The sequence below is a fragment of the Microbacterium rhizosphaerae genome, assembly GCF_034120055.1.
Classification (GTDB): domain Bacteria; phylum Actinomycetota; class Actinomycetes; order Actinomycetales; family Microbacteriaceae; genus Microbacterium; species Microbacterium rhizosphaerae.
Genome location: NZ_CP139368.1, coordinates 1877091 through 1899150 on the forward strand (window position 1 = coordinate 1877091; position 22060 = coordinate 1899150).

The 22060-nt window shown below is 70.4% G+C and carries 18 protein-coding genes; 11 read left to right on the plus strand and 7 right to left on the minus strand.

Going from position 1 to position 22060, the window contains the following annotated elements:
- Nucleotides 1–2 precede the first annotated feature (2 nt).
- Entirely contained in the window at nucleotides 3–1205 is a 1203-nt protein-coding gene (locus SM116_RS08275; protein WP_320943964.1) for a benzoate/H(+) symporter BenE family transporter, read from the plus strand.
- A 42-nt stretch (nucleotides 1206–1247) separates the two neighbouring features.
- Nucleotides 1248–2378: an epoxide hydrolase family protein gene (locus tag SM116_RS08280; RefSeq protein ID WP_320943965.1), complete on the plus strand. Its 1131-nt coding sequence runs from the start codon at nucleotides 1248–1250 to the stop codon at nucleotides 2376–2378.
- A 33-nt stretch (nucleotides 2379–2411) separates the two neighbouring features.
- Here the strand turns inward: SM116_RS08280 and SM116_RS08285 are convergent, their stop codons facing one another.
- Nucleotides 2412–4478 carry a M3 family metallopeptidase gene (locus tag SM116_RS08285; protein ID WP_320943966.1) on the minus strand — a complete coding sequence of 689 codons (2067 nt, stop codon included), beginning with the start codon at nucleotides 4476–4478 and terminating at the stop codon, nucleotides 2412–2414.
- Between the two features lie 94 nt (nucleotides 4479–4572).
- Between SM116_RS08285 and SM116_RS08290 the strand changes: the two genes are divergently transcribed.
- The 3 genes from SM116_RS08290 to SM116_RS08300 are packed head-to-tail and all read left to right on the plus strand — an operon-like array spanning nucleotide 4573 to nucleotide 6789.
- Nucleotides 4573–5244, plus strand: coding sequence for a helix-turn-helix domain-containing protein (locus SM116_RS08290; protein WP_320943967.1), 672 nt, complete (start codon nucleotides 4573–4575; stop codon nucleotides 5242–5244).
- A gap of 1 nt (nucleotide 5245) precedes the next feature.
- Complete coding sequence (locus SM116_RS08295) at nucleotides 5246–5464, plus strand: hypothetical protein (RefSeq protein WP_320943968.1); 219 nt, start codon at nucleotides 5246–5248, stop codon at nucleotides 5462–5464.
- Nucleotides 5461–6789 carry an MFS transporter gene (locus SM116_RS08300; RefSeq protein WP_320943969.1) on the plus strand — a complete coding sequence of 443 codons (1329 nt, stop codon included), beginning with the start codon at nucleotides 5461–5463 and terminating at the stop codon, nucleotides 6787–6789. Before SM116_RS08295 ends, SM116_RS08300 begins: the two co-directional genes overlap by 4 nt.
- Nucleotides 6790–6832: 43 nt before the next feature.
- Here the strand turns inward: SM116_RS08300 and SM116_RS08305 are convergent, their stop codons facing one another.
- Together SM116_RS08305 and valS are read right to left on the minus strand one after the other, a co-directional pair.
- Nucleotides 6833–7072 (minus strand): hypothetical protein, encoded by a 240-nt coding sequence (locus SM116_RS08305; protein ID WP_320943970.1) that lies wholly within the window; start codon nucleotides 7070–7072, stop codon nucleotides 6833–6835.
- Nucleotide 7073: 1 nt separating this feature from the next.
- Nucleotides 7074–9659, minus strand: a complete 2586-nt coding sequence (gene valS / locus SM116_RS08310) for a valine--tRNA ligase (RefSeq protein WP_320944134.1) — start codon at nucleotides 9657–9659, stop codon at nucleotides 7074–7076.
- A 513-nt stretch (nucleotides 9660–10172) separates the two neighbouring features.
- Between valS and SM116_RS08315 the strand changes: the two genes are divergently transcribed.
- On the plus strand, nucleotides 10173–11027 hold the full coding sequence (locus SM116_RS08315) for an endonuclease domain-containing protein (protein ID WP_320943971.1): 855 nt from the start codon (nucleotides 10173–10175) through the stop codon (nucleotides 11025–11027).
- A gap of 258 nt (nucleotides 11028–11285) precedes the next feature.
- Nucleotides 11286–12719, plus strand: coding sequence for an MFS transporter (locus tag SM116_RS08320; protein WP_320943972.1), 1434 nt, complete (start codon nucleotides 11286–11288; stop codon nucleotides 12717–12719).
- Here SM116_RS08320 and SM116_RS08325 read toward each other — a convergent pair.
- A complete protein-coding gene (locus tag SM116_RS08325; protein WP_320943973.1) occupies nucleotides 12621–13283 on the minus strand; it encodes a pentapeptide repeat-containing protein in 663 nt (220 codons plus the stop codon). The genes SM116_RS08320 and SM116_RS08325 overlap by 99 nt on opposite strands.
- Complete coding sequence (locus SM116_RS08330; protein WP_320943974.1) at nucleotides 13280–14611, minus strand: MFS transporter; 1332 nt, start codon at nucleotides 14609–14611, stop codon at nucleotides 13280–13282. The genes SM116_RS08325 and SM116_RS08330 overlap by 4 nt, the downstream gene beginning before the upstream one ends.
- Nucleotides 14612–15018: 407 nt before the next feature.
- On the opposite strand from SM116_RS08330, the gene ileS reads away from it, so the two are divergent.
- The 4 genes from ileS to ndk are packed head-to-tail and all read left to right on the plus strand — an operon-like array spanning nucleotide 15019 to nucleotide 20741.
- Nucleotides 15019–18420 (plus strand): isoleucine--tRNA ligase, encoded by a 3402-nt coding sequence (ileS, locus tag SM116_RS08335; RefSeq protein ID WP_320943975.1) that lies wholly within the window; start codon nucleotides 15019–15021, stop codon nucleotides 18418–18420.
- Nucleotides 18417–19829 (plus strand): bifunctional folylpolyglutamate synthase/dihydrofolate synthase, encoded by a 1413-nt coding sequence (locus SM116_RS08340; protein WP_320943976.1) that lies wholly within the window; start codon nucleotides 18417–18419, stop codon nucleotides 19827–19829. Before ileS ends, SM116_RS08340 begins: the two co-directional genes overlap by 4 nt.
- The gene (locus SM116_RS08345) at nucleotides 19826–20326 is read left to right on the plus strand and encodes a DUF4233 domain-containing protein (RefSeq protein WP_320943977.1); all 501 of its coding nucleotides are present in this window, start codon (nucleotides 19826–19828) and stop codon (nucleotides 20324–20326) included. The genes SM116_RS08340 and SM116_RS08345 overlap by 4 nt, the downstream gene beginning before the upstream one ends.
- A 1-nt stretch (nucleotide 20327) precedes the next feature.
- Nucleotides 20328–20741, plus strand: coding sequence for a nucleoside-diphosphate kinase (gene ndk, locus SM116_RS08350; RefSeq protein ID WP_320943978.1), 414 nt, complete (start codon nucleotides 20328–20330; stop codon nucleotides 20739–20741).
- 18 nt (nucleotides 20742–20759) lie between these two features.
- Here the strand turns inward: ndk and SM116_RS08355 are convergent, their stop codons facing one another.
- On the minus strand, nucleotides 20760–21176 hold the full coding sequence (locus tag SM116_RS08355) for a hypothetical protein (protein ID WP_320943979.1): 417 nt from the start codon (nucleotides 21174–21176) through the stop codon (nucleotides 20760–20762).
- Nucleotides 21177–21244: 68 nt separating this feature from the next.
- Complete coding sequence (locus SM116_RS08360; protein WP_320943980.1) at nucleotides 21245–21889, minus strand: vitamin K epoxide reductase family protein; 645 nt, start codon at nucleotides 21887–21889, stop codon at nucleotides 21245–21247.
- Nucleotides 21890–22060: the final 171 nt, after the last annotated feature.

Consider the following 22060-nt stretch of genomic DNA (forward strand, 5'->3'; position numbering starts at 1 on the left):
GCGTGAGGGACGACCGGCCGGCCGGAGCAGCCTCCGGCGGATCGATCGCGCATCCGGTCCTGGCCGGCGTCGTCGGATCGGTCACCGGATTCGCGTCCTCCTTCGCGCTCGTCCTCGCGGGTGCGGGCGCCGTCGGGGCGACGACCGCCCAGGCTGCCTCAGGCCTGCTCGCTCTGTGCGTCATGCAGGGCGCCCTGGCCATCGTGCTCTCGCTCACGGCACGTCTGCCCATCTCCATCGCGTGGTCGACGCCCGGGTCCGCCGTGCTGATCACGGCGGGCGTGCTCACCCACGACTTCGGCGTCGCCGTCGCGGCGTTCCTCGTCGCGGGTCTGCTCATCGCGCTCACGGGACTGTGGCCGTGGCTCGCCCGACAGATGACCCGCATCCCGGCGCCCATCGCGAGTGCGATGCTGGCCGGCATCCTGCTTCCCATCTGCATCTCGCCCGTGCAGGCTGCCGTCCAGCTGCCGCTGCTCGCGCTGCCGCCGATCATCGTCTGGCTCGTGCTGTCGCGCTTCGCGCCGCGCTGGGCGGTGCCCGCGGCGGTGGCGGTCACCGCCGTGGCCGTCGTCGTCGCGGCAGGTCCCGACTGGGCGGCCCACGCCTCCTTCGCGCCGCGCATCGAGCTCGTCGCTCCGGTGTTCGCCCCGCTCGTGGTCGTGTCGCTGGCCGTCCCGCTCTACCTCGTAACGATGGCGGGGCAGAACATCGCCGGATTCACGGTGCTGCGCACCTACGGCTACGAGCCGGTGCCCGCACGCCTCATCCTGACGTCCACGGGGCTCGCCAGCGCCGCCATCTCGGCGTTCGGAGCACAGACGATCAACCTCTCGGCCTTGTCCGCCGCCATCATGGTCGGCGACCAGCACACCCCGAAGGACCGTCGGTGGATCGCCACCGTCACCGCAGGCTGCTGCTACATCCTGCTCGGGCTCGGGGCGGGCGTCGCCGGCGCCCTCGTCTCTGCGAGCCCCCCGATCCTCATCGAATCCGTCGCCGGGCTCGCACTCCTGGGTGCCCTCATCACGGCGATCACAGGTGCGCTCGCCGATCCGGCCGGACGGCTCGTCGCCATCGGCACATTCGTGACCGTCGCCTCCGGGATCGTGGTCGCGGGGCTCGGCTCCGCCTTCTGGGGGCTCGTGGTCGGCGGTGTCATGTGGCTCGTGCTGCGCGCGGGACGGCGGCCCTCCCCGGCGTGATCGGCCTGCCGCGGTGTCGCACCCCGTGCGTAGCGTGGCGGGATGCCGACGCCTGTGGCCCAGCCCTTCTCGATCGACGTCCCCGACGAGGTCCTGGCGGACCTGCGAGACCGGCTCGCGCGCACGCGCCTGCTGCCGGACTCTCCGGGCAAGCCGGCATCGGGAATGTCCGCGGCCTATCTCGCCGAGCTCATCGCCTCCTGGCGGCAGTTCGACTGGCGAGCGCGGGAGAGGTGGCTGAACGAGCATCCGCAGTATCTCGTCGACCTCGGCGACGTGACCGTGCACTTCACCCACCTGCGTTCCGCCCGGGACGACGCGCCCGTGCTCCTCGTCATGCACGGCTGGCCGCACACCTTCGCTCTGCAGCTCGCATTCGCAGATCTGCTGACCGACTTCCACGTCGTCGTGCCGAGCCTGCCCGGGTTCGCGTTCTCCTCGCCGTACCGGTCGGGACTCCTGCACAACCTGCGCCTCGCCGAGACCATGCACCGCCTGATGACGGACGTGCTCGGGTACGACCGCTACCTCACCTATGGCGAGGACGTGACCGCAGACGTCAACGACCTGCTGGCGGCGACGCATCCCGAATCGGTGCGGGGCGTGATCGTCACCCACGCGCACTTCCCGACCATGGCAGAGCGCGCGAACCTCGACGATCCGCCGGCGATCGCGTTCTTCGAACGGCTCGACGCCGAGCGCTATGCGATGAGCGGGTACGCGCACGAGCAGGGGACGCGCCCCGACACTCTGGCCATCGGCCTGAACGACTCGCCCGCCGGGCTGCTGGGATGGATCACCGAGAAGCTCGTGGAGTGGAGCGACACGCCCGAGGGCGATCCGCGGGGAGTCGAGCGCCGCATCGCGCGCGAGCGGATCCTCACCGAGGCGACGATCTACTGGGTGACGCAGACCATCGCGTCGTCGTTCCGGCCCTACTTCGAGGCGCGTGCCGAGCCGCCGATCCCGCCCGTGGCGATTCCGGCATCCGTGCACATCCAGCGGCACGAGCGCGACAACCCGGAGAGCGTGGCCCGTGCGTTCTACCGCGATCTGCGCACCTTCGAGCGCCTCGACGAGGGCGGGCATTTCGCCGTCGCCGAGGTGCCTGCGGCGATGGCGGAGCGCACCCGGGCGTTCGCGCGCGAGCTCGGACTGCTTGCTGTCGTGTAGAGGCGGGCCGGGATCCCGGCCCGCCTGCCGGTGTCAGCCGTCGAGCCCGCGGCGCTTCAGGAGCGGCTGGATGTCGGCGTCCCTCCCGCGGAAGTCCCGGTAGGCCTCGAGCGGGTCTTTCGAGCCGCCCACCCCGAGCAGGCGCCGGCGGAACCGGTCGCCGTTCTCGCGGGTGAGTCCGCCGTTCTCGCCGAACCACTCGACGGTGTCGGCATCCAGCACCTCGCTCCAGATGTAGGAGTAGTAGCCGGCGCTGTACCCGCCGGAGAACACGTGCGCGAAGTACGTCGACGAGTACCGGGTGGGCACGGCGGGGTTCGCGAGTCCGATGTCGGCGAGGGCGGATGCCTCGAACTCGGCGACATCCAGGTCCGCCGCCGCTTGCGGGGCGGTCAGCGAGTGCCAGGCCTGGTCGAGCCATGCCGCCGCGAGGTATTCGCTCGTCGCGAAGCCCTGGTTGAACGTCTCGGAGGCGTGCAGCTTCTCGACGATCTCGGCGGGCAGCGGCTCGCCGGTCTCGATGTGCCGGGCGTAGCGGTCGAGGATCTCCGGCCAGTAGATCCACATCTCGTTGACCTGGCTCGGGAACTCCACGAAGTCGCGGAACACCGCCGTCCCGGCGAAGTGCGGGTAGGTGACGGTCGCGAACAGGCCGTGCAGCGCGTGCCCGAACTCATGGAAGAGCGTCGTCACCTCGTCGAGCGTGAGGAGGGTCGGCGTGCCGGGGGCCGGCTTCGGCACGTTGAGGTTGTTCACGACGACGGGCTTGCTGCCGCGCAGGTGCGACTGGTCGACGATCGAGTTCATCCACGCGCCGCCCCGCTTCGTGTCGCGGGTGTACAGGTCGAGGATGTAGAGGCCGACGGCGGAGCCATCCTCGTCGAACACCTCGAAGACCCGGGCGTCGGGGTGGTACGCAGGCAGGTCGGGCCGCTCGACGAACGTCACGCCGTACAGGCGGTGCGCGGCCTCGAATACCCCGTCGCGCAGGACGCGCTCGGCCTCGAACCACGGGCGCAGCGCCGCGCGATCCAGGTCGTAGCGGGCCGCGCGAACGCGCTCGGTGTAGAACGCCCAATCGTGCGCCTCGAGGGTGAACGACTCGCCGTCGCCGTCGATGACCGCCTGGAGCGCCGCCTGCTCGCGCCGCGCGTTCTCCGCGGCCGGAACCGCCAGGCGGCGCAGCAGCGCGTGCACGGCCTGTGGCGATCCCGCAGTCTCGTCGGAGGTGATGTAGCCCGCGTGCGTGTCGTAGCCGAGCAGGGCGGCGCGCTGGGCGCGCAGACGGGAGATCTCGCGCAGGGTCGCGCGGTTGTCGTTCTCGTTGCCGCGCGAGGCGCGGGAGCGGGATGCCTCGAGCAGCCGGCGCCGGCTCTCCCGGTTCGTGAGCGACGACAGGTAGGGGTGACCCGTGAAGAGGGTGAGCGTCACGACGTATCGTCCGTCGAGCCCGCGGTCCGCGGCCGCCTGCGCCGCCGCGGAGATCTCGCCCTCGGTCAGTCCGTCGAGCTCGGACACGTCGTCGAAGACGACCGCGAGGTCGTTGGTGTCGGCGAGCAGGTTCTTCTCGAACGTCGTCGTGAGCACGGAGAGGCGGCTGTTCAGCTCGGTCAGCGTGGCCTTGGCCGCGTCGTCGAGCGCCGCTCCGGCATGCGACATCTCGCGGTGCCTGCGCTCGACGAGGTAGCGCTGCTCGGGCGTCAGGTCGACCTCGTCACGTCGGTCGTGGATCGTCTGGATCCGCTCGTAGAGGGCGCTGTCGAGCTGGATGGCGTCACTGTGCGCCGACATGAGCGGTGCGAGCTGCTCCTCGATCGCCTGGATCTCGTCCGTGGCGTCGGCGGATGACACGGTGTAGAAGGCGCGTTCCACGCGATCCAGCAGCGCGCCGCTGCGCTCGAGCGCCTCGATGGTGTTCTCGAACGTCGGCTCGGAGCCGGCGCCGGTGATGCGGGCCACCTCGTCCAGGTGCTCGGCGAACGCGGCCTCGAACGCCGGCAGGTAGTGCTCGGGACGGATGTCGCCGTAGGGCGGGAGGCCGTAGGGGAGCGGGGTCGGTGCGAGAAGGGGGTTGGGAGAGGTGGCAGCGGCATCCGTCATCCCTCCAGCGTAGACAGACGCTCGGAGTCGTCGCAAACAATCCGTTGCAAAGAAACACTTGCAAAGGATGAGATGCAAAGCTATCTTTGTACCCATGAGCGAGGACGAACCGCAGGGAGTCGGGGAACAGCGCCCGGAGCGCGCCGAGCGCGCCGAGCGCGCCGAGCGCGCAGAGCACTCCGAGCGCCCGGAGCGCGCAGAGCGCGTGCTGGATGCCGGCGCCCTCCGTGCGCTCGCGCACCCCCTGCGCGTGCAGATCTACGACATCATCAGCCAGTACGGACCGCAGACGGCCAGCACCCTGGCGGCGATGACGGGGGAGTCGTCGGGAGCCACGAGCTACCACCTGCGCGCGCTGGCGAAGCACGACCTCATCCGCGAGGTCGAAGGGCGAGGAACGGCGCGCGAGCGCTGGTGGGAACGACCGCGCGGCTCCATCTCGTTCACCAACCCGGAAGCGATGAAGACGCCCTCCGGCCGTGCGGCGACGCAGGTGGTCATGACGGAGTTCCTCAACCGGCGCCATCAGCAGCTCATGCAGTACGTCGGCCGCGGGCTCATGACCGACACGGAGGAGTGGCACGACGGCGCCATGATCTCCACCGCGACCGCCCAGCTCACGCCCGAGCAGCTCGAGGACCTGACCGAGCGCATCCAGGCGATCATCAACGAGACCGTCGAGAAGTACCGCACCCAGGACGTCGAGGGAGCACGGAACATCACCATCCGCGCCGACGTCTTCCCGCTGCCCGAGGAAGGACACTGAGATGAGCACCGTCACCGTTCGCACTGTTTCCACCCGTGCCGCCGCACCCACGGCGCTGGAGCGCCTTCTCCTCGACGGCGCGGCCGCCCTGGAAGGCATCGCCATGCGTCACATGCAGCGCCGGCAGCGCTCGGCCGCCGTCGAGCGCCGCCGTGCGCGGGACGCCGAGACGCGACGCGACGCCCAGGCCGCCGGCAACCTCTCCCTCCTGCCGCGATGACGACGGCGACCGCGCCCCGGACCAAGCTCGGGCGGGCGTTCGGGGAGCTCTGGACGGCTGCCGCGTTCAGCAACCTCGCCGACGGCATCGGACGCACCGCCGTCCCTCTCATCGCGACGACGCTCACGGACGACCCGTTCCTGATCTCGGTGCTCGGCGCGCTCGCGTTCCTGCCGTGGCTGATCTTCGGACTGCCGGCCGGCATGATCGTCGACCGCTTCGACCGCCGCATCGTGATGGCTGTCGCCAATACGGTGCGCGCCGCCGCCGCCCTCGCGCTCGCGGTGTTCACCGTCACCGGCACGCTGTCGATCTGGGCGCTGTTCGCCGGCACGCTCGTCTTCGGCCTCGGCGAGACGCTCTTCGATAACGCCACCAACGCTGTCATCCCGGGCGTGGTCACCCGGCAGCAGCTGGACAGGGCGAACGGATGGATGCAGGCCGCCCAGGTCACGATCGACAGCTTCATCGCCACCCCCATCGGTGGTGTGCTGTTCGGCGTGGCGCTCGCCCTGCCGCTGTGGATCGGCGGAGCCGCGTACCTGGTGCCGATCGTCCTCGCGCTCATGCTTCCCGCCGCGGCCGCCCGCTCGCTGCGGGCACCTGCCGAGCGGGAGCGGGTGACGGTGCCCGATCCGGATGCGCCGGATCTCGAGGTCTCCGTCATCGCCGAGCCGGTCGCCACGCCGATCGCGCAGAACTCGGTGTCGGCGCGCGAGGCGGTGCGCTTCCTCTGGAGCCATCACTATCTGCGGGCGATGGTGCTCTTCACCTCCGTCGTCGGCTGCTGCCTGTCGTTCGCGCAGGCCGCCACCATCCTGTTCTTCCTCGATGTGCACCACGTCGCCCCGCCCGCCATCGGCTTCGTCACGGCCGGCATCGGAATCGGGGCACTCGTCGGGTCGATCATCGCCTCGCGGTTCGTCGCCCGCTTCGGGCGCGGCCCGGTGATGGTCGCCGCGAACGTGATCGTCGCGGTGTCGTCCGTGCTCACCGGGCTCGCCCCGAACCTGTACGGGGCGATCGCGGCGTACGCGCTCATGGCCTTCGCCGTCTCGATCTGGAACGTGCCGTGGGGAGCCCTGCGCCAGCAGATCGTGCCGCCGCACATGTTCGGGCGCGTGCTCGGCATCGTCCGGATGCTGACCTGGGGGCTGTTCCCGATCGCGACGCTGCTCGGCGGGCTCGTCTCGCGGGCGAGCCTTCAGCTGCCGTTCATCATCTCCGGCGTCATCGTGGCCATCGCGACGCTGCTCGCGCTCAAGCTGCTCATCGCGGGCACACGTCGGGCGGGCGCCGAGGTGGGAGACCCCGCGGCGGCATGACGTGCGTCTGCCGGGCGGTCATGCCGGTCGATGCCCGCACCGTTCAGGCGAACTCGTCCTCGTCGTCGTGCCGGACGACCACGGCACCGTCGCGGTCGATCGTGACGATGACGCCGCTGTCGAGCTCGGCCACCGGCCGGCCTTCGAGCCAGGTGAGCGTCCAGCGCGGAGGAGGGTTGCCGGGGGGAAGGTCGGCCTCGACCGCCGCGAGCTGCTCGTGGAGGGATGCGGGGACGGCCGCCGGCGGCTGGTCTCCGGCGGTCCAGCGGGTGCCGAGCTGCATGTCAGGCCTCCGTCACGGGCTCGGGCGCGAGCTCGATCTCGGCGACCGCGATGCTGTCCGCCTCGATGTAGTCCACGGCGCGGATGCGGCCGACCGCCCGCAGGTCGCCCTCCGCGAGGCGCAGGCGCTCGATCGCGTCGGCCGGCGCTGCGATCACCACGCGGGCGACCGGCGTCTTCTGGGATGCCTTGGCCTCGGTCTTCGCCCGGCGAACGCCGATGAGCGCCTCGCCGACGGTCGAGAGGATCGCGGGGTCGCCCGCATCCTCCTCGGGGGCCACGGGCCACGGCGCCGTGTGCACGGAGCCGTCGTTGAACCACGACCAGGACTCCTCGGCCGCGAACGAGATCACCGGCGCGAGCAGGCGCAGGATCGCCGAGAGCGCCAGCCGCAGCGCGAGCGCCGCAGAGGGCTGCCCCACGTCGGCGCGGTCGTACGCGCGCTCCTTGACCAGTTCCAGATAGTCGTCGCAGAACGTCCAGAAGAACGACTCCGTGAGCTCGAGCGCGCGGGCGTGGTCGTATGCCTCGAAGGCCTTGGTGGCCTCGCGCACGACGCCATGGAGCGTCGCGAGCATCGACGCATCCAGCGCGTGCGTGATCTCCGCGTCCTCCGGCACCGGGAACGACAGCACGAACTTCGCGGCGTTGAGCACCTTGATCGCGAGACGGCGGCCGATCTTGACCTGCGTGGGGTTCTGCGGGTCGAAGGCCGCATCCGCGCCGAGCCGGCTCGACGCCGCCCAGTAGCGCACCGCATCCGTCCCGTGCTGCGTGAGGATGTCGGCGGGCGTGACGACGTTGCCCTTCGACTTCGACATCTTCTTGCGGTCGGGGTCCACGATGAAGCCCGAGATGGAGGCATCCGTCCATGGCGCGCGGCCGTCCTCGAGGACGCTGCGCAGCATGGTCGAGAAGAGCCACGTGCGGATGATGTCCTGACCCTGCGGGCGCACGTCGAACGGCGCCACGAGGCTCCACAGCTCACCGTCTTCGTCAGCACCGTCGCGCTGCCAGCCGCCGGCCAGCTGCGGGGTCAACGAGGACGTCGCCCACGTGTCGAAGATGTCGCGCTCGGCGTCGAATCCGCCGGGCACCCCGCGCTGGTCCTCGGTGAAGCCCGCGGGCACGTCGATCGTCGGGTCGACCGGGAGGCTCGCGGCATCCGGGACGATCACGTGGTCGTAGTCGCGCTCGCCGTTCTCGTCGAGCCCGTACCAGACCGGGATCGGCACGCCGAAGAAGCGCTGGCGGCTGACGAGCCAGTCGCCGGTGAGGCCGCCGACCCAGTTCTCGTAGCGCACCCGCATGAAATCGGGATGCCATGACATGGTGCGGCCGAACTCCACGAGGCGGTCGCGCAGCACCTCGTCGCGCGCGCCGTTGCGGATGTACCACTGGCGCGTCGAGACGATCTCGAGCGGGCGGTCGCCCTTCTCGTAGAACTTCACGGCGTGGGTGAACGGCTTCGGGTCGCCGACCATCTCGCCCGACTCCTGCAGCAGTTCGACGATGCGCTTCTTGGCGCTGAACACCGTCTTGCCGGCCAGTTCGGCGTAGGCGGCCCTGCCGGCGTCGGAGGTGATGGCGTCCGGCGCTTCGGCGATGACGCGGCCGTCCTGGCCGAGGATCGTACGGTTCGGCAGGTCGAGCTCGCGCCACCAGACGATGTCGGTCACATCGCCGAAGGTGCAGATCATGGCGATGCCCGAACCCTTGTCCTGCTGCGCGAGCGGGTGGGCGAGGACCGGCACCTCGACGTCGAACAGCGGCGTGCGGACCGTGGTGCCGAACAGCGGCTGGTAGCGCTCATCGTCCGGATGCGCCACGAGTGCGACGCACGCCGGCAGCAGCTCGGGTCGCGTCGTCTCGATGAACACGTCGCCGTCGGCGCTGTGGAAGGCGATGCGGTGGTAGGCCGCCGGCTGGTCGCGGTCCTCGAGCTCGGCCTGGGCGATCGCGGAGCGGAAGTCGATGTCCCAGAGAGTGGGTGCGAGCGATTGATATGCCTCGCCGCGCTCGAGGTTGCGGAGGAACGCGAGCTGGCTGGTGCGCATCGTCTCGTCGGAGATCGTGCGGTACGTCTGGGTCCAGTCGACGCTGAGTCCGAGCTGGCGGAAGAGCTGCTCGAACTGCTTCTCGTCCTCGACGGTGAGGCGTCCGCACAGCTCGATGAAGTTGCGACGGCTGACGGGAAGCTGGTCGCCCGGCTTGTTCGACTTGCCCTCGCCGCCCTCGAATGGGGGAGTGAAGTCGGGATCGTACGGCAGGCTCGGGTCGCATCGGACGCCGTAGTAGTTCTGGACGCGCCGCTCGGTGGGCAGGCCGTTGTCGTCCCAGCCCATCGGGTAGAACACCGTCTTGCCACGCATCCGCTCGAACCGGACCTTGATGTCGGTGTGCGTGTAGCTGAACACGTGACCGATGTGGAGGCTGCCGGAGGCGGTCGGGGGCGGCGTGTCGACCGAGTAGACACCGGCGCGGCCGCGCTCCCTGGCCTGGGCGCGGTCGAACAGGTATGTGCCCTGCTCCTGCCACGCGGCATCCCATTTCTGCTCGAGGCCTTCGAGTGCCGGCTTTTCGGGAATGGTCACGCGTCTCTCCTCGAGCGATATATGCGGCACTGTGTGAGCGTGCCTGAGTGTGGGATGTCCCGCCAGTCTACCGGGTGGGTCCCGCAGAGGCCGCGGCCGGCATCCCCCGCTCTCAGGCCCGCTTGTCGTCGAGGCTCTTCTGTTCCTCGTCGCCGGCCCACTCCCTTTCCTCGTCGCCGGCCCACTCCCTTTCCTCGTCGCCGGCCCATTCCCTTTCCTCGTCGCCGGCCCATTCCCTTTCCTCGTCGCCGGCCCACTCCCTTTCCTCGTCGCCGGCCCACTCCCTTTCCTCGTCGCCGGCCCACTCCCTTTCCTCGTCGTGAGGCGCGGAGTGGATGCGAGGGGCGGAGTCTGCCCCGCATCCCGATCGGACTCCCTTCCTCGCATCGCCTCCGTTCGCGACGCGCTGCGGAGGATGTCTCCTCCCTCGGGCGACCGGGACGGCGGTTGTCCACGGACATCGCGGGGCGGATGCGCCTTGTGCGCAGCGCGATCGACAGTAGACGGATGCCGCTCACGACACGCGTCGACGCAGCTGTCGCCGACATCGCATCCGCCGGTGGAATCGTGCGCAGCACGACGCTCCTGGCCGCAGGGCACAGCCAGCGTGTGCTCGACGCGGCGATCGCCGGTGGCCTGCTGCGACGGGTGCGGCGCGTGTGGCTCGCCGGTCCGACCGCAGACCCGCACCGGGTGGCCGCCGCGCGCGCGGGCGTTCTGCTCAGCTGCGTGACCGAGGCGAGGCGACTCGGGCTCTGGGTGATGGATGACGAAGCCCGGGCTCACGTCGCGGCGCCGCGCCATCGAGGGCACGTCGTCGTCGCGCCCGGAACCGTCGTGCATTGGGCGCGTCCTGTCGTGCCGCGAGGCCGGGACGATCTCAGCGATCCGATAGAGAATGTTCTGGCGCTCGTGGCATCCTGCTGCCCGTTCGAACACGCCCTTGCGGTGTGGGAGTCGGCGGTGCGCAAACAACTCGTGGATCCGCTGACTCTGCGGCGGCTGCCCTTCACCGGGGCCGCGCGAGAGGTGCGCGCCCATCTGTCGCCCGTGTCCGACTCCGGATTGGAAACCCTGTTCCTCGTACGGTCGCGGCGCTGGGGCGTGTCCGTCGTTCCGCAGGTCTGGATCGCGGGGCACGACGTGGACTTCCTCGTCGGAGACCGGCTCGTGGTCCAGATCGACGGCGGCACCCACGTCGGCGCACAGCGGACGAGCGATATCGAACACGACGCCAGGCTGACGCTCATGGGGTACCACGTCATCCGGATCTCCTACGACCACGTCATCAACCGTTGGCAGCAGGTGCAGGGTGTGATTCTTCAGGCCCTCGCGCAGGGTCTCCACCAGATCCGCGCCTGAACGGCATGCGCCGCGTCCTGTGCTCGTCGTCATGAGGGGAGTCGATGTGAGGAGCGGAGTCCGCTCGGCATCTCCATCGCACTCCCTTCCTCGCATCGACTGCGCTGCGGGCGGGGCGGGGCGGGGCGCGGAGCAGGACGGGCGGGGGCGGGCTGTCGACGATGCGCTGTCCTTCACGAGCGTGGTGTTAGATCGCAAGCATGCTCAGCCTCACGCTGTGGATCAACGGCACGATCGACGACCTGTACGGGTATCACCGTGCCAGCTGACGCCGGCATCCCGCTGCGCCAGATCTTCCACGGCGCGCGCGGGTCATTCCTGGCGGCGCTCCTTCTCGCCGAGCTCGCTGCCGCCATGCAGGGCATCGCCTACACCACGGTCCTGCCGGTCATCGCGAACGATCTCGACGGCTACGCCCTGTTCGGCGCGACCCTTGCCGCGGGCACCGTCTCGGCCGTGCTGATGCTCGGGTTCTCCGCCCCGATCCTGGCGCGCGTGCGCCCGGGGACCGTGCTGCTCGCCGCCACGGTCCTGTACGTGATCGGCGCAGCCGCGTGCGTGTTCGCGCCCACGATGGTCGTCGTGCTCGCCGGCTCCCTCGTCCGCGGCATCGCGGGCGGACTCATGGGCGGCTTCGGGATGGGAGCGATCGGCGGCCTCTACGACGAGCGCGAGCGGCCGAGGGTCATGGGCCTCTTCGCGTTCGTGTGGCTGCTGCCCTCGCTCGTCGGACCCGCGCTCAACGGCGTCATCACCGAGTTCGCCGGCTGGCGCTGGGCGATCGGCTGGCCCGCCATCGCCGTCGTGGTGGCGCGCATCTTCATGGGCACCGCTGTGCGGGCGATCCCGTGGCAGCGGCGCCACGAGCCGGTCCGCCCCGTCGCGGGCCTCGTCGTGACCGGATGCCTCGCCCTCGGCGCGTGGGGATCTGCCGCATCCGGATCCTGGGCCATCGTGGCCTTCGTCGTGGGCGTCATCGGCGCGGCGGCGGCCATCATCGTCTTCCTCCTGCGCGGCGCGGCCGCGGCGCGCATCCTGATCACCTTCGCGATCCTCTGCGCCGCGTTCTTCGGCGCCTACGAGCTGCTCTCGCTCGCGGTCATCGAGGGCTTCGCGTTCACCGTCGTCTGGGCCGCGGGAGTGCTCATGGCCGGACTCATCGCGTGGTCGGTCTCGGGGCTTCGGCCCCGGCCCGATGCGCGACCGGACCGCGTCGTCGTCGGAATCGTGCTCGCGGTGGTCGCCACCGGGGCGCTCGCGGTGACGGTGGCCACCGCATCCGGTCTCGTCGCGATCGCGCTGTCGGTCGCGGCGGCGGGCCTCGCCGGCTGGGGGATGGGTCTCGCCTACCCGCTGCTGTCGACCGAGCCGTTCGCGCTCAGCGCCTCGGCGTCGACGGCCGGTGCCCTCATCGCCTTCGCGGAGACGGCGGGCACGGCGTGGGCTGCGCTGCTCGGCGGCGGCCTGTACTCCGCACTGCACACGGCCGGATGGATGCCGCGTCCGAGCCTCGCGCTCGTGTACGGCGTGTTCGCGGTCGTCGGCGTCGCAGGGCTCGTGCTGGCGCTGCGGCGGCGCCGGGGCAGGGCCGCCTCAGTCCCGGACGTCGATGCCGAGGGCCGACGCGAGGTCGGCGGCGAGCAGCTCGACCTGCCGCGACGCGAGGGTGGCCCCGCGCAGCCCCGCGGGTGAGGTGTAGGCGACCGCATCCAGCCCGCGCAGGTCGACGTGCGTCGACCGCAGCTCGCGGGTGTCGACCTCGTCCGCCCGCACGCCCTCGAAGCGGACCCGAGAGAGCTTGGCGCTGGGGAGATCCAGCGTCCCGATCACGCAGTCGGCGATCAGGACGTCGGACGCGTCGGCCTCGCTGAGCGCCAGGTAGTCGATGCGCACGCCCCGCAGTTCCACGCTGTACAGCTCGGCGCGACCCAGATCGAGCGCGCCGATCCGGCCCCCGGTGATCCGCACGTTGCGCCACGAGCCGCGCGATGCGACCAGCTCCATGGCGCGGAGGTCGGTGATCTCGACGTCTGTGAGCCGTGCCAGCGTGAGGTCGAGCCGACCGACGTCTGCGTCGGCGACGACGGATTCCGACACCGTGGCGCGCGCCGCATCCACGTCGCCGCGCAGGCCCGAGATGCGCGCCTGGATGACGTCGTCCCCGGCCTTGAGCGCATCGACCTCGTGGAGCCGCTCGGGGAGGTCCGGTGCAGAGACCCGAGGCTCCTGCGGCTCGCCGACGCGCCGGGCGCTCATGCGTTCGCGAGCTCCGGCGACTCCTGGGACTCCGACTCCGGCACGCGCGGGCGCCGCGCCGCAAGCCACGCGCACACGAGCGTGACCGCCGACAGGACGGCGAGCACGATGCCGGGGTGCCACCAGGCGTACCCGGTCGCCTGACCGAGCCCGAGGGTCACGAGGGGGACGAACCCGCTGATCGTGGCGGCGATGGCGTACGCGATGGACAGCGCGGAGTAGCGGAAGTGATCGGGGAACAGATCGTTCATGAGCCCGCCGAGCGCCGCCCACGCGGCCGTCGGCAGGATCCCGCCGATGATCATCATGCCGACGAGCACCCCGAACGAGGCGGTCTGCAGCAGGAAGTAGATCGGGAACGCGATGATGAGCGTGCCGAGCGCACCCCACATCACGACCTTCGCGGAGCCGATCCGGTTCGCCCATGCGCCGAACAGCGGGATGGTGATGAACTGCAGCAGGCTGCCGATCGTCGTCGCGATGAGCAGCTGCGTGTAGTCGTAGTGGAGCTGCGACGCGCCGTACTCCATCGTGTACGTGTTCATGAGCGAGTACGACCCGATGCCGAGCACGGCCGCGCCGATCGCGATGAGGAGCGCGACAGGCGCCTGGCGGAACATGGCGAGCACCGGCATGCGGTCGCGACGGCGCTCGGCGACGACCTCCTGGAACACGGGCGTCTCGTCGATCGACCAGCGCAGGTAGAGCGAGACGGCGAGAAGCGGGATCGCGAGCAGGAACGGGATGCGCCAGCCCCAGGCGGCGAGCTGGGCGGTCGGAAGCGCAGCGGCCATGACGAGGAACACGACCGCCGTCAGAGTCGAGCCGACCGGCGAGCCGAGTTGCGGGATCGACGCGTAGAACGCGCGCTTGACGCGGCCCGAGTGCTCGGTCGCCAGCAGGATCGAGCCGCCCCACTCGCCCCCGAGCGAGAGACCCTGGATGAGCCGCAGCAGCACGAGCAGCACCGCGCCCACCCATCCGGCCTGCGCATACGTCGGGAGGAGCCCGATGAGGCCGGTCGCGACCCCCATGATCGCGACGGTCCACAGGAGCGTCGCGCGACGGCCGAGCCGGTCGCCCATGTGCCCGAACACGATCGCCCCGATCGGACGGATGACGAACGCCAGCGCCACGGTCGAGAATGATGCCAGCGTGCTGCCGAACTGCCCGAGCGGCGAGAAGAAGAGCGGCCCGATGAAGAACGCGGAGAAGTACGCGAAGACGTAGAAATCGAAGGACTCGAGGGAAGTGCCCACCATCGACGCCCACGCGACGCGGCGCGTGGGGGACATCGAGGGGAAGAGAGCGGGGGATGCTGCGGTCACGGTGTTCGATCTTGGCACGAGTCCAACAACTCGGGAGCCGGATGCCGCATTCCCGGACCCTTCCCACGGATCCGGCGCGCGGTCGGCGCGGCGGACCGCGTAGACTTGAGCCAAAGCATCGATCCGGCCATCACCGGGGAGCTCTCGGAAGAACGATCTCGCCCCTCGACAAGCTCGGGGACCGCCCCTCGACAAGCTCGGGGACCGGGACTCGACAAGCTCGGGGACCGCCCCTCGACAAGCTCGGGGACCGGGATCTACTAGAACCGAGCGGGGCAGGCCCGTCACAGCCGCTGTGAGAGCGGCCGGATCCGTCCGGCAAGCAGGGTGGTACCGCGGTGCACCTGGGTCAGCATCCAGGACGCGTCGTCCCGGCAGAAGCATCCGACGAGTTTCTGCGAGATGACATGACGTACCCGAAGACCTCCGCCCCTTCGACAAGCTCGGGGGCCGATGCTGCGCCCGACAACGGCCCGGTCGTCCCGAGTCCGCGCTTTCCCGACATCGAGCGCGAGGTGCTCGCCTTCTGGAAGGCCGACGACACCTTCCGCGCATCCATCGCCCGACGCGAGGGTGCGCAGGAGTGGGTCTTCTACGACGGACCTCCGTTCGCCAACGGCCTGCCGCACTACGGTCACCTGCTGACTGGATACGCCAAGGACCTCTTCCCGCGTTTCCAGACGATGCGCGGCAAGAAGGTCGACCGCGTGTTCGGCTGGGACACCCACGGTCTGCCGGCCGAGCTCGAGGCGATGAAGCAGCTCGGCATCACCGAGAAGGACCAGATCGAGCGGATGGGGATCGCGACCTTCAACGCGAAGGCCCGCGCCTCCGTCCTCGAGTACACGCGCGAGTGGGAGGACTACGTCACCCGCCAGGCCCGCTGGGTCGACTTCGAGCGCGGCTACAAGACGCTCGACGTCTCCTACATGGAGAGCGTCCTGTGGGCGTTCAAGACGCTGTACGACAAGGGCCTCGCGTACGAGGGGTACCGAGTCCTGCCGTACTGCTGGCGCGACGAGACCCCGCTGTCCTCGCACGAGCTGCGCATGGACGACGACGTCTACAAGATGCGACAGGACCCGTCGGTCACCGTGACCTTCCCGCTCGTGGGCCTGAAGGCCGAGGCCCTCGGGCTCACCGGCGTCCGCGCGCTCGCGTGGACGACGACTCCGTGGACCCTGCCGACGAACTTCGCGCTCGCGGTCGGTCCGGAGATCACGTACGTCGTCGTGCCGGGCGGCCCGAACGGCGCCGCCGACATCCCGGCGGGCGATGACCCCGAGGGCGCCACCGCGCACCGGTACCTGCTCGCCGCCGACCTTCTGGCGGGCTACGCGAAGGATCTCGGGTACGACTCCGCGGACGCGGCGAAGGATGCGGTCGAGCAGACCGTGCTCGGCGCCGACCTCGCCGACGTCGCCTACGACAGGCTCTTCGACTACTACGCCGACGAGGCGTGGGGCACGCAGCGCGCCTGGCGCATCCTCGTCGACGACTACGTCACGACCAGCGACGGCACCGGCATCGTCCACCAGGCGCCGGCCTACGGCGAGGACGACCAGCGCGTCACCGAGGCCGCCGGCATCCCGCTGATCATGAGCCTGGACGACGGCGGGCGCTTCCTTCCCCAGGTGACCGATGTCGCCGGCGAGCTCTGGATGGACGCGAACCGCCCGCTTATCCGCCTGCTGCGCGACCGCGGACGACTGCTGCGCGAGGCGAGCTACGAGCACTCCTACCCGCACTGCTGGCGGTGCCGGAACCCGCTCATCTACAAGGCGGTCTCCAGCTGGTTCGTCCGGGTGACCGCCATCAAGGACCGGATGCTCGCGAACAACGAGCAGATCACATGGGTGCCGGAGAACGTCAAGCACGGGCAGTTCGGCAAGTGGCTCGAGGGCGCCAGGGACTGGTCCATCAGCCGCAACCGCTACTGGGGCTCGCCCATCCCGATCTGGAAGAGCGACGACCCGGCGCACCCGCGCGTGGACGCGTACGGGTCGCTCGAGGAGCTGGAGCGCGACTTCGGCACGCTGCCGCGCAATCCCGAGGGCGAGGTGGACCTGCACCGCCCGTACATCGACGAGCTGACGCGGCCGAACCCGGACGACCCGACCGGCAAGAGCACGATGCGCCGCATCGAGGACGTCTTCGACGTGTGGTTCGACTCGGGGTCCATGCCCTACGCCCAGGTGCACTACCCGTTCGAGAATCACGAGTGGTTCGACACGCACTCGCCGGCGGACTTCATCGTCGAGTACATCGGCCAGACGCGTGGCTGGTTCTACCTCATGCACGTGCTGTCCACGGCTCTCTTCGACCGCCCGGCCTTCACGGGCGTCGCCTGCCACGGCATCGTGCTCGGCAGCGACGGGCAGAAGATGTCGAAGTCGCTGCGGAACTACCCGGACGTCTCCGAGGTGTTCGACCGCGACGGCTCCGACGCGATGCGCTGGTTCCTGATGGGCAGTTCCGTGCTGCGCGGGGGCAACCTCATCGTCACCGAGGAGGGCATCCGCGCGGGGGTCCGCGAGTTCCTCCTGCCGCTGTGGAACGCGTGGTACTTCTTCGCGACGTACGCCAATGCTTCGGCGGGCGGGTACGAGGCCTCCTGGCGCACCGACTCGACCGACGTGCTCGACCGGTACATCCTCGCGCTCTCCGGCGACCTCGTGCGCGACGTCGCGAGCGACCTGGAGGGCCTCGACTCGACGACTGCCGCGGAGCGCCTGCGCGACTTCGTCGAGGTGCTGACGAACTGGTACATCCGCCGCTCCCGCGACCGCTTCTGGGTGGGTGCGGAGTCGAACGCCGAGGCCTTCGACACCCTGTACACGGTGCTCGAGACGCTGACGCGCGTCGCAGCTCCGCTCATCCCGCTCGTGGCCGAGCGCGTGTGGCAGGGCCTCACGGGCGGTCGCAGCGTGCATCTGGAGGACTGGCCGAACGCGGACGCGTTCGCGCCGGCATCCGACATCCGTGCCGCGATGGATGCGGTGCGCGAGGTCTCGAGCGTCGCGAACGCCCTGCGCAAGAAGGAGGGCAAGCGCGTGCGCCTGCCGCTCGCGCGCCTGTCGGTCGTGACGACGGATGCCCCGTCCCTTGCGCAGTTCGAGGGCATCGTGCGGGACGAGCTGAACGTGAAGGCCGTGGAGCTGGTGGAGCTCGAGGAGGGCACGGCCGTCGCCTACGGCATCACGCACCGCCTGTCGGTCAATGCCCGTGCGGCCGGTCCGCGCCTCGGCAGGCAGGTCCAGCAGGCCATCGCCGGCGCGAAGTCGGGCGACTGGAGCGAGGTTGACGGCGTCGTGACGGCGGGCGGCATCGCGCTCGAGCCCGGCGAGTACGACCTCGTGCTCGAGACCTCCGGCCGTCCGGAGGGCGAGGCGCTCGCGCTGCTGCCCTCGGGCGGGTTCGTGCTGCTCGACACGACGACGACGCCGGAGCTCGAGGCCGAGGGCCTCGCGCGCGATGTCATCCGCGCCGTGCAGGACACCCGCAAGGCGGCCGGCTTCGACGTCAGCGACCGCATCCGTCTGCAGCTGCTGTTCCTGCATCACGTCGACGGGGATGCCGTCGCCTCGGCGTTCGACGTCGCCGACGTCGCGGGCGAGACGCTCGCCACCTCGCACGAGGTGATCGTGAACGGCCGCGGTGTGCACGTGCCCGACGACGCGCCGCCGGAGACGTGGCATTCGATCGTGTTCGGCGCCGCCCCGGAGCACGTCGCGTTCGTGCCCGCGGGGACGTACGCCAACACGGGCGACCTCCACATCGCCGTCACCAGGACGGGGGCGCGCTCGTGAGCGACCGCGACAGGGCGAATGCCGTGTACTCGGACCTGCTGACCCGCCAGGGGGAGCGGTGGGTGCAGCCGCGTGTGGAGCGCACCCAGCGCCTGCTCGACCTGCTCGACAATCCGCAGCGCACCTACCGCGTCGTGCACGTCACGGGAACCAACGGCAAGACCTCGACGAGCCGCATCATCGAGAGCCTGCTGCGCGCGCACGGACTGCGCACCGGCTTGTTCACGAGCCCCCATCTGGAGCGGTTCACCGAGCGGATCGTCGTGGACGGCGAGCCGGCTGACGACGGCGCCATCGCCGACGCATGGGAGGAGCTGGTCCCGTTCGTCGACCTGGTCGACGCGGAGCTCGCGGCCGAAGACGACGCGCCGCTGACGTTCTTCGAGCTGCTGACGGCGCTCTCCTTCGTCGTGTTCGCCGATGCGCCCGTCGACGTCGCCGTGATCGAGGTCGGGATGGGCGGCTCGTGGGACTCGACGAACACCGCCGACGGAGACGTCGCGGTGTTCGCGCCGATCGGCCTCGATCACGCCGACCGCTTGGGCGACACCATCGCCGCGATCGCCACCGTGAAGTCGGGGATCATCAAAGACGGCGCGGCGGCGGTGTCGGCGCGGCAGGATGCGGCGGCCGAGGCCGTGCTGCGATCGGCGGCGGCCGCCCGAGGGGCGATGATCGCGTTCGAAGGCGAGGACTTCGCGCTCACCGACGACCGCCTCGCCGTCGGCGGTCAGCAGATCTCCGTCCGCGGGCTCGCCGGCACCTACGACGACGCGTACTTGCCGCTGTACGGGCCCCACCAGGCCCGCAACGCGGCTCTCGCGATCGCGGCCGTCGAGTCGCTCATCGGCGGTGCGACGCAGCCGATCACCGGCGACATCCTCGCTCAGGGGCTCGGCGAGGCGACCTCGCCGGGGCGCTTGCAGCTCGTCGGCATCGCGCCGACCGTCCTCGTCGACGCCGCGCACAACCCGCACGGCGCGCACGCGCTCGTCGAGGCTCTTCGTGCGTCCTTCGATTTCGATGAGTGGGGCGTCGTGCTCGGGGTGCTGGCGGACAAGGATGCCGCAGGCATCGTCGCGGAGATCGCTCCCATCGCCGCGCATGTCTTCGCGACGGCGCCCGATTCGGAGCGTGCTGCCGACGCGGATGCGGTCGCCGACCTCGTCGAGAGTGTCGAGCTGCCGGTCACCGTCCACGCCGATCTCGCCGATGCCGCCGAGGCGGCGCGGGCGTGGGCCGCCGCATCCGATCGTCGCGCCGTCGTGATCGCGGGGTCGGTGGTGCTCGCCGGCGAGGCGCTCGCAATCGCCACGGCAGAGGACTGGGCCCACAGGCGCGGCGGCTCCGCGCGTCGCGCCGGCGACGGCTGGAGTGCGCCCGGGGAGAAGGCCGGGTGGGAGTCATGACCGACGCGGACGCCACGCCCGCCGTGCCGGACGGGTCGCAGGGTTCGGCCGAGACTGCGCGCGAGGACAAGCCTGTGCGGCAGCGCCGGCCGCGCGGCGCTGCAGAGTCGCTCGGCGCGATCGTGCTCGGCTTCGAGTCGATCGTCGTCTTCCTCGCGGGTCTCGTCGTGTACGGCCTCAAGGCGACGCCGCCCGGGGTCGAGCCGTGGTGGGGCGTCGTCGGGGGAGCGGTCGTCGCCGTCCTGATGATCCTGCTCTCCGGCCTCCTCCGATACAGGTGGGCGATCGTCGTCGGCTGGATTCTCCAGGTCATCGTGGCCCTCGCCGCGTTCTTCGTGCCGGCGATCCTCATCATCGCGCTGATTTTCGGCGGCATGTGGGCGTATGCGACGATCAAGGGGGCATCGCTCGACCGGCGCAACGCGCTCCTGGCACGCCAGGCGGCATCCGCCCCCGAATCCCCGGCATCCCCGCCCGAATCCTCGAACGGAGTCTGACATGGCCACGGAAGAGACCCTCGTCCTCGTCAAGCCCGACGGCGTCGCCCGCGGGCTGACCGGCGCGATCCTCGCCCGCATCGAGGCGAAGGGCTACGCGCTCGTCGACATCCGCCTCGTCGAGCCCGATCGGGAGCGCCTCGAGCAGCACTACGCCGAGCACGAGGGCAAGCCCTTCTACGAGCCGCTGCTCGAGTTCATGATGTCGGGCCCCACCGTCGCGATCCGGGTCGCCGGCAATCGGGTCATCGAGGGCTTCCGCTCGCTCGCCGGCACCACCGACCCGACGACCGCCGCACCCGGGACCATCCGCGGGGACTTCGGGCGCGACTGGGGCCTGAAGGTGCAGCAGAACCTCGTGCACGGCTCCGACAGCCTCGAGTCGGCCGCGCGCGAACTCGACATCTGGTTCTGAGGCCGTCGTCGCCGGCGGTCAGCGCGAGGCGACCCGGAACGAGCCCATCGGGCCCGCGCAGCTGGCGCCGGTGTCCTTGCAGCGCGAGTAGTCCCAGTTCCAGATGCCCGCGTGGGCATCGCCGGCAGCCATGTCGGCCGGCAGCTCGAGGGTGGTGGAGAACCTGCCGTCGGCGCGGGGGTGCACCATGACGCTCACGACCGGATCGGGGCCCGTGCCGTCGGGCGCGGCGCCGACCATCCATCCGCCGGGAGGAACCGGGGCACGGCATCGGTCGTTCGTCCAGACCGTGATGCGGTCGCCGGGATGCGCGTGGTGGGGAGCGACCTTCACCATCGGGACGCAGTATGCGTCGCCGGCGGCCGACAGCGAGCACCCGTTGAGCGTGCCTGCGAGCAGCACGGCGATCGTCGCGATCGCCAGCCGCCGGATCATGGCCCTACCGTAGACCTCCGGGTCTGAAGCCCGGGGTCACGATTCGGCCTCGGCGGCCTCGGCGGCGGTCAGTGGAACATCGTCTGCCAGATGTTGACGATGGCGTTCAGGCGCGCCTGCGCGATGAGCAGGATGATGAAGTAGCTCACGATCGCCATGAGGGGCACCCAGGCCATGAGCCGGTCCGCGATCTCGCGGCCGCGTTCGGGTACGGGGAACACGCCTGTTCGGAAGAGGTGCAGCGTCACCGCGTAGAAGGACGGGATCGTCACCGCCCACGTGACCATGCACCACGGGCACAGCGTCAGCAGGACGAAGATGCTCTGGGTGATCAGCCAGCACACGAAGCCGAACGCGAAGACGAATCCGAGCCAGAAGAGGACCCAGAACCACGCGGCGAAGCGGGCGCCGGCGAGGATCGCCACGCCGACGACGACCGGCGCCATCCAGGCGGTGAGCCCGATGATCGGGTTGGGGAAGCCGAACGCGGAGCCCTGCCACGACCCGAGGTTCTTGCCGCATTGCACGAGGATGCTGATGTCGCAGGATGCCTTCGAACCCGGGTTCTCGAGCAGGTGGAACTTCTCGAGCGTGAGCTGGAAGGCGGCCCACCATCCGATGACGCCGGCGACGATGAGCCAGACGGCCAGCACGGTCGGGCGGGCGGGGGAGGACGTGTCGGATGCGACGGTCGTCTCGGTGGTCTGCGCCATGGTTCGGATTATGGCATCCATCGCTATGCCGCCCCTGCCGTGGAGGAAGCGAAGCGCGCCCATGGATCGCCGGAAACCACCGCTTTCGCGCTGACGGCCATCTTGGTGCGATAATGGAGGTCGATGCGCAGCTGCGGCCGCGCCGCACCCGCGCATCACCGAAGACTTCAG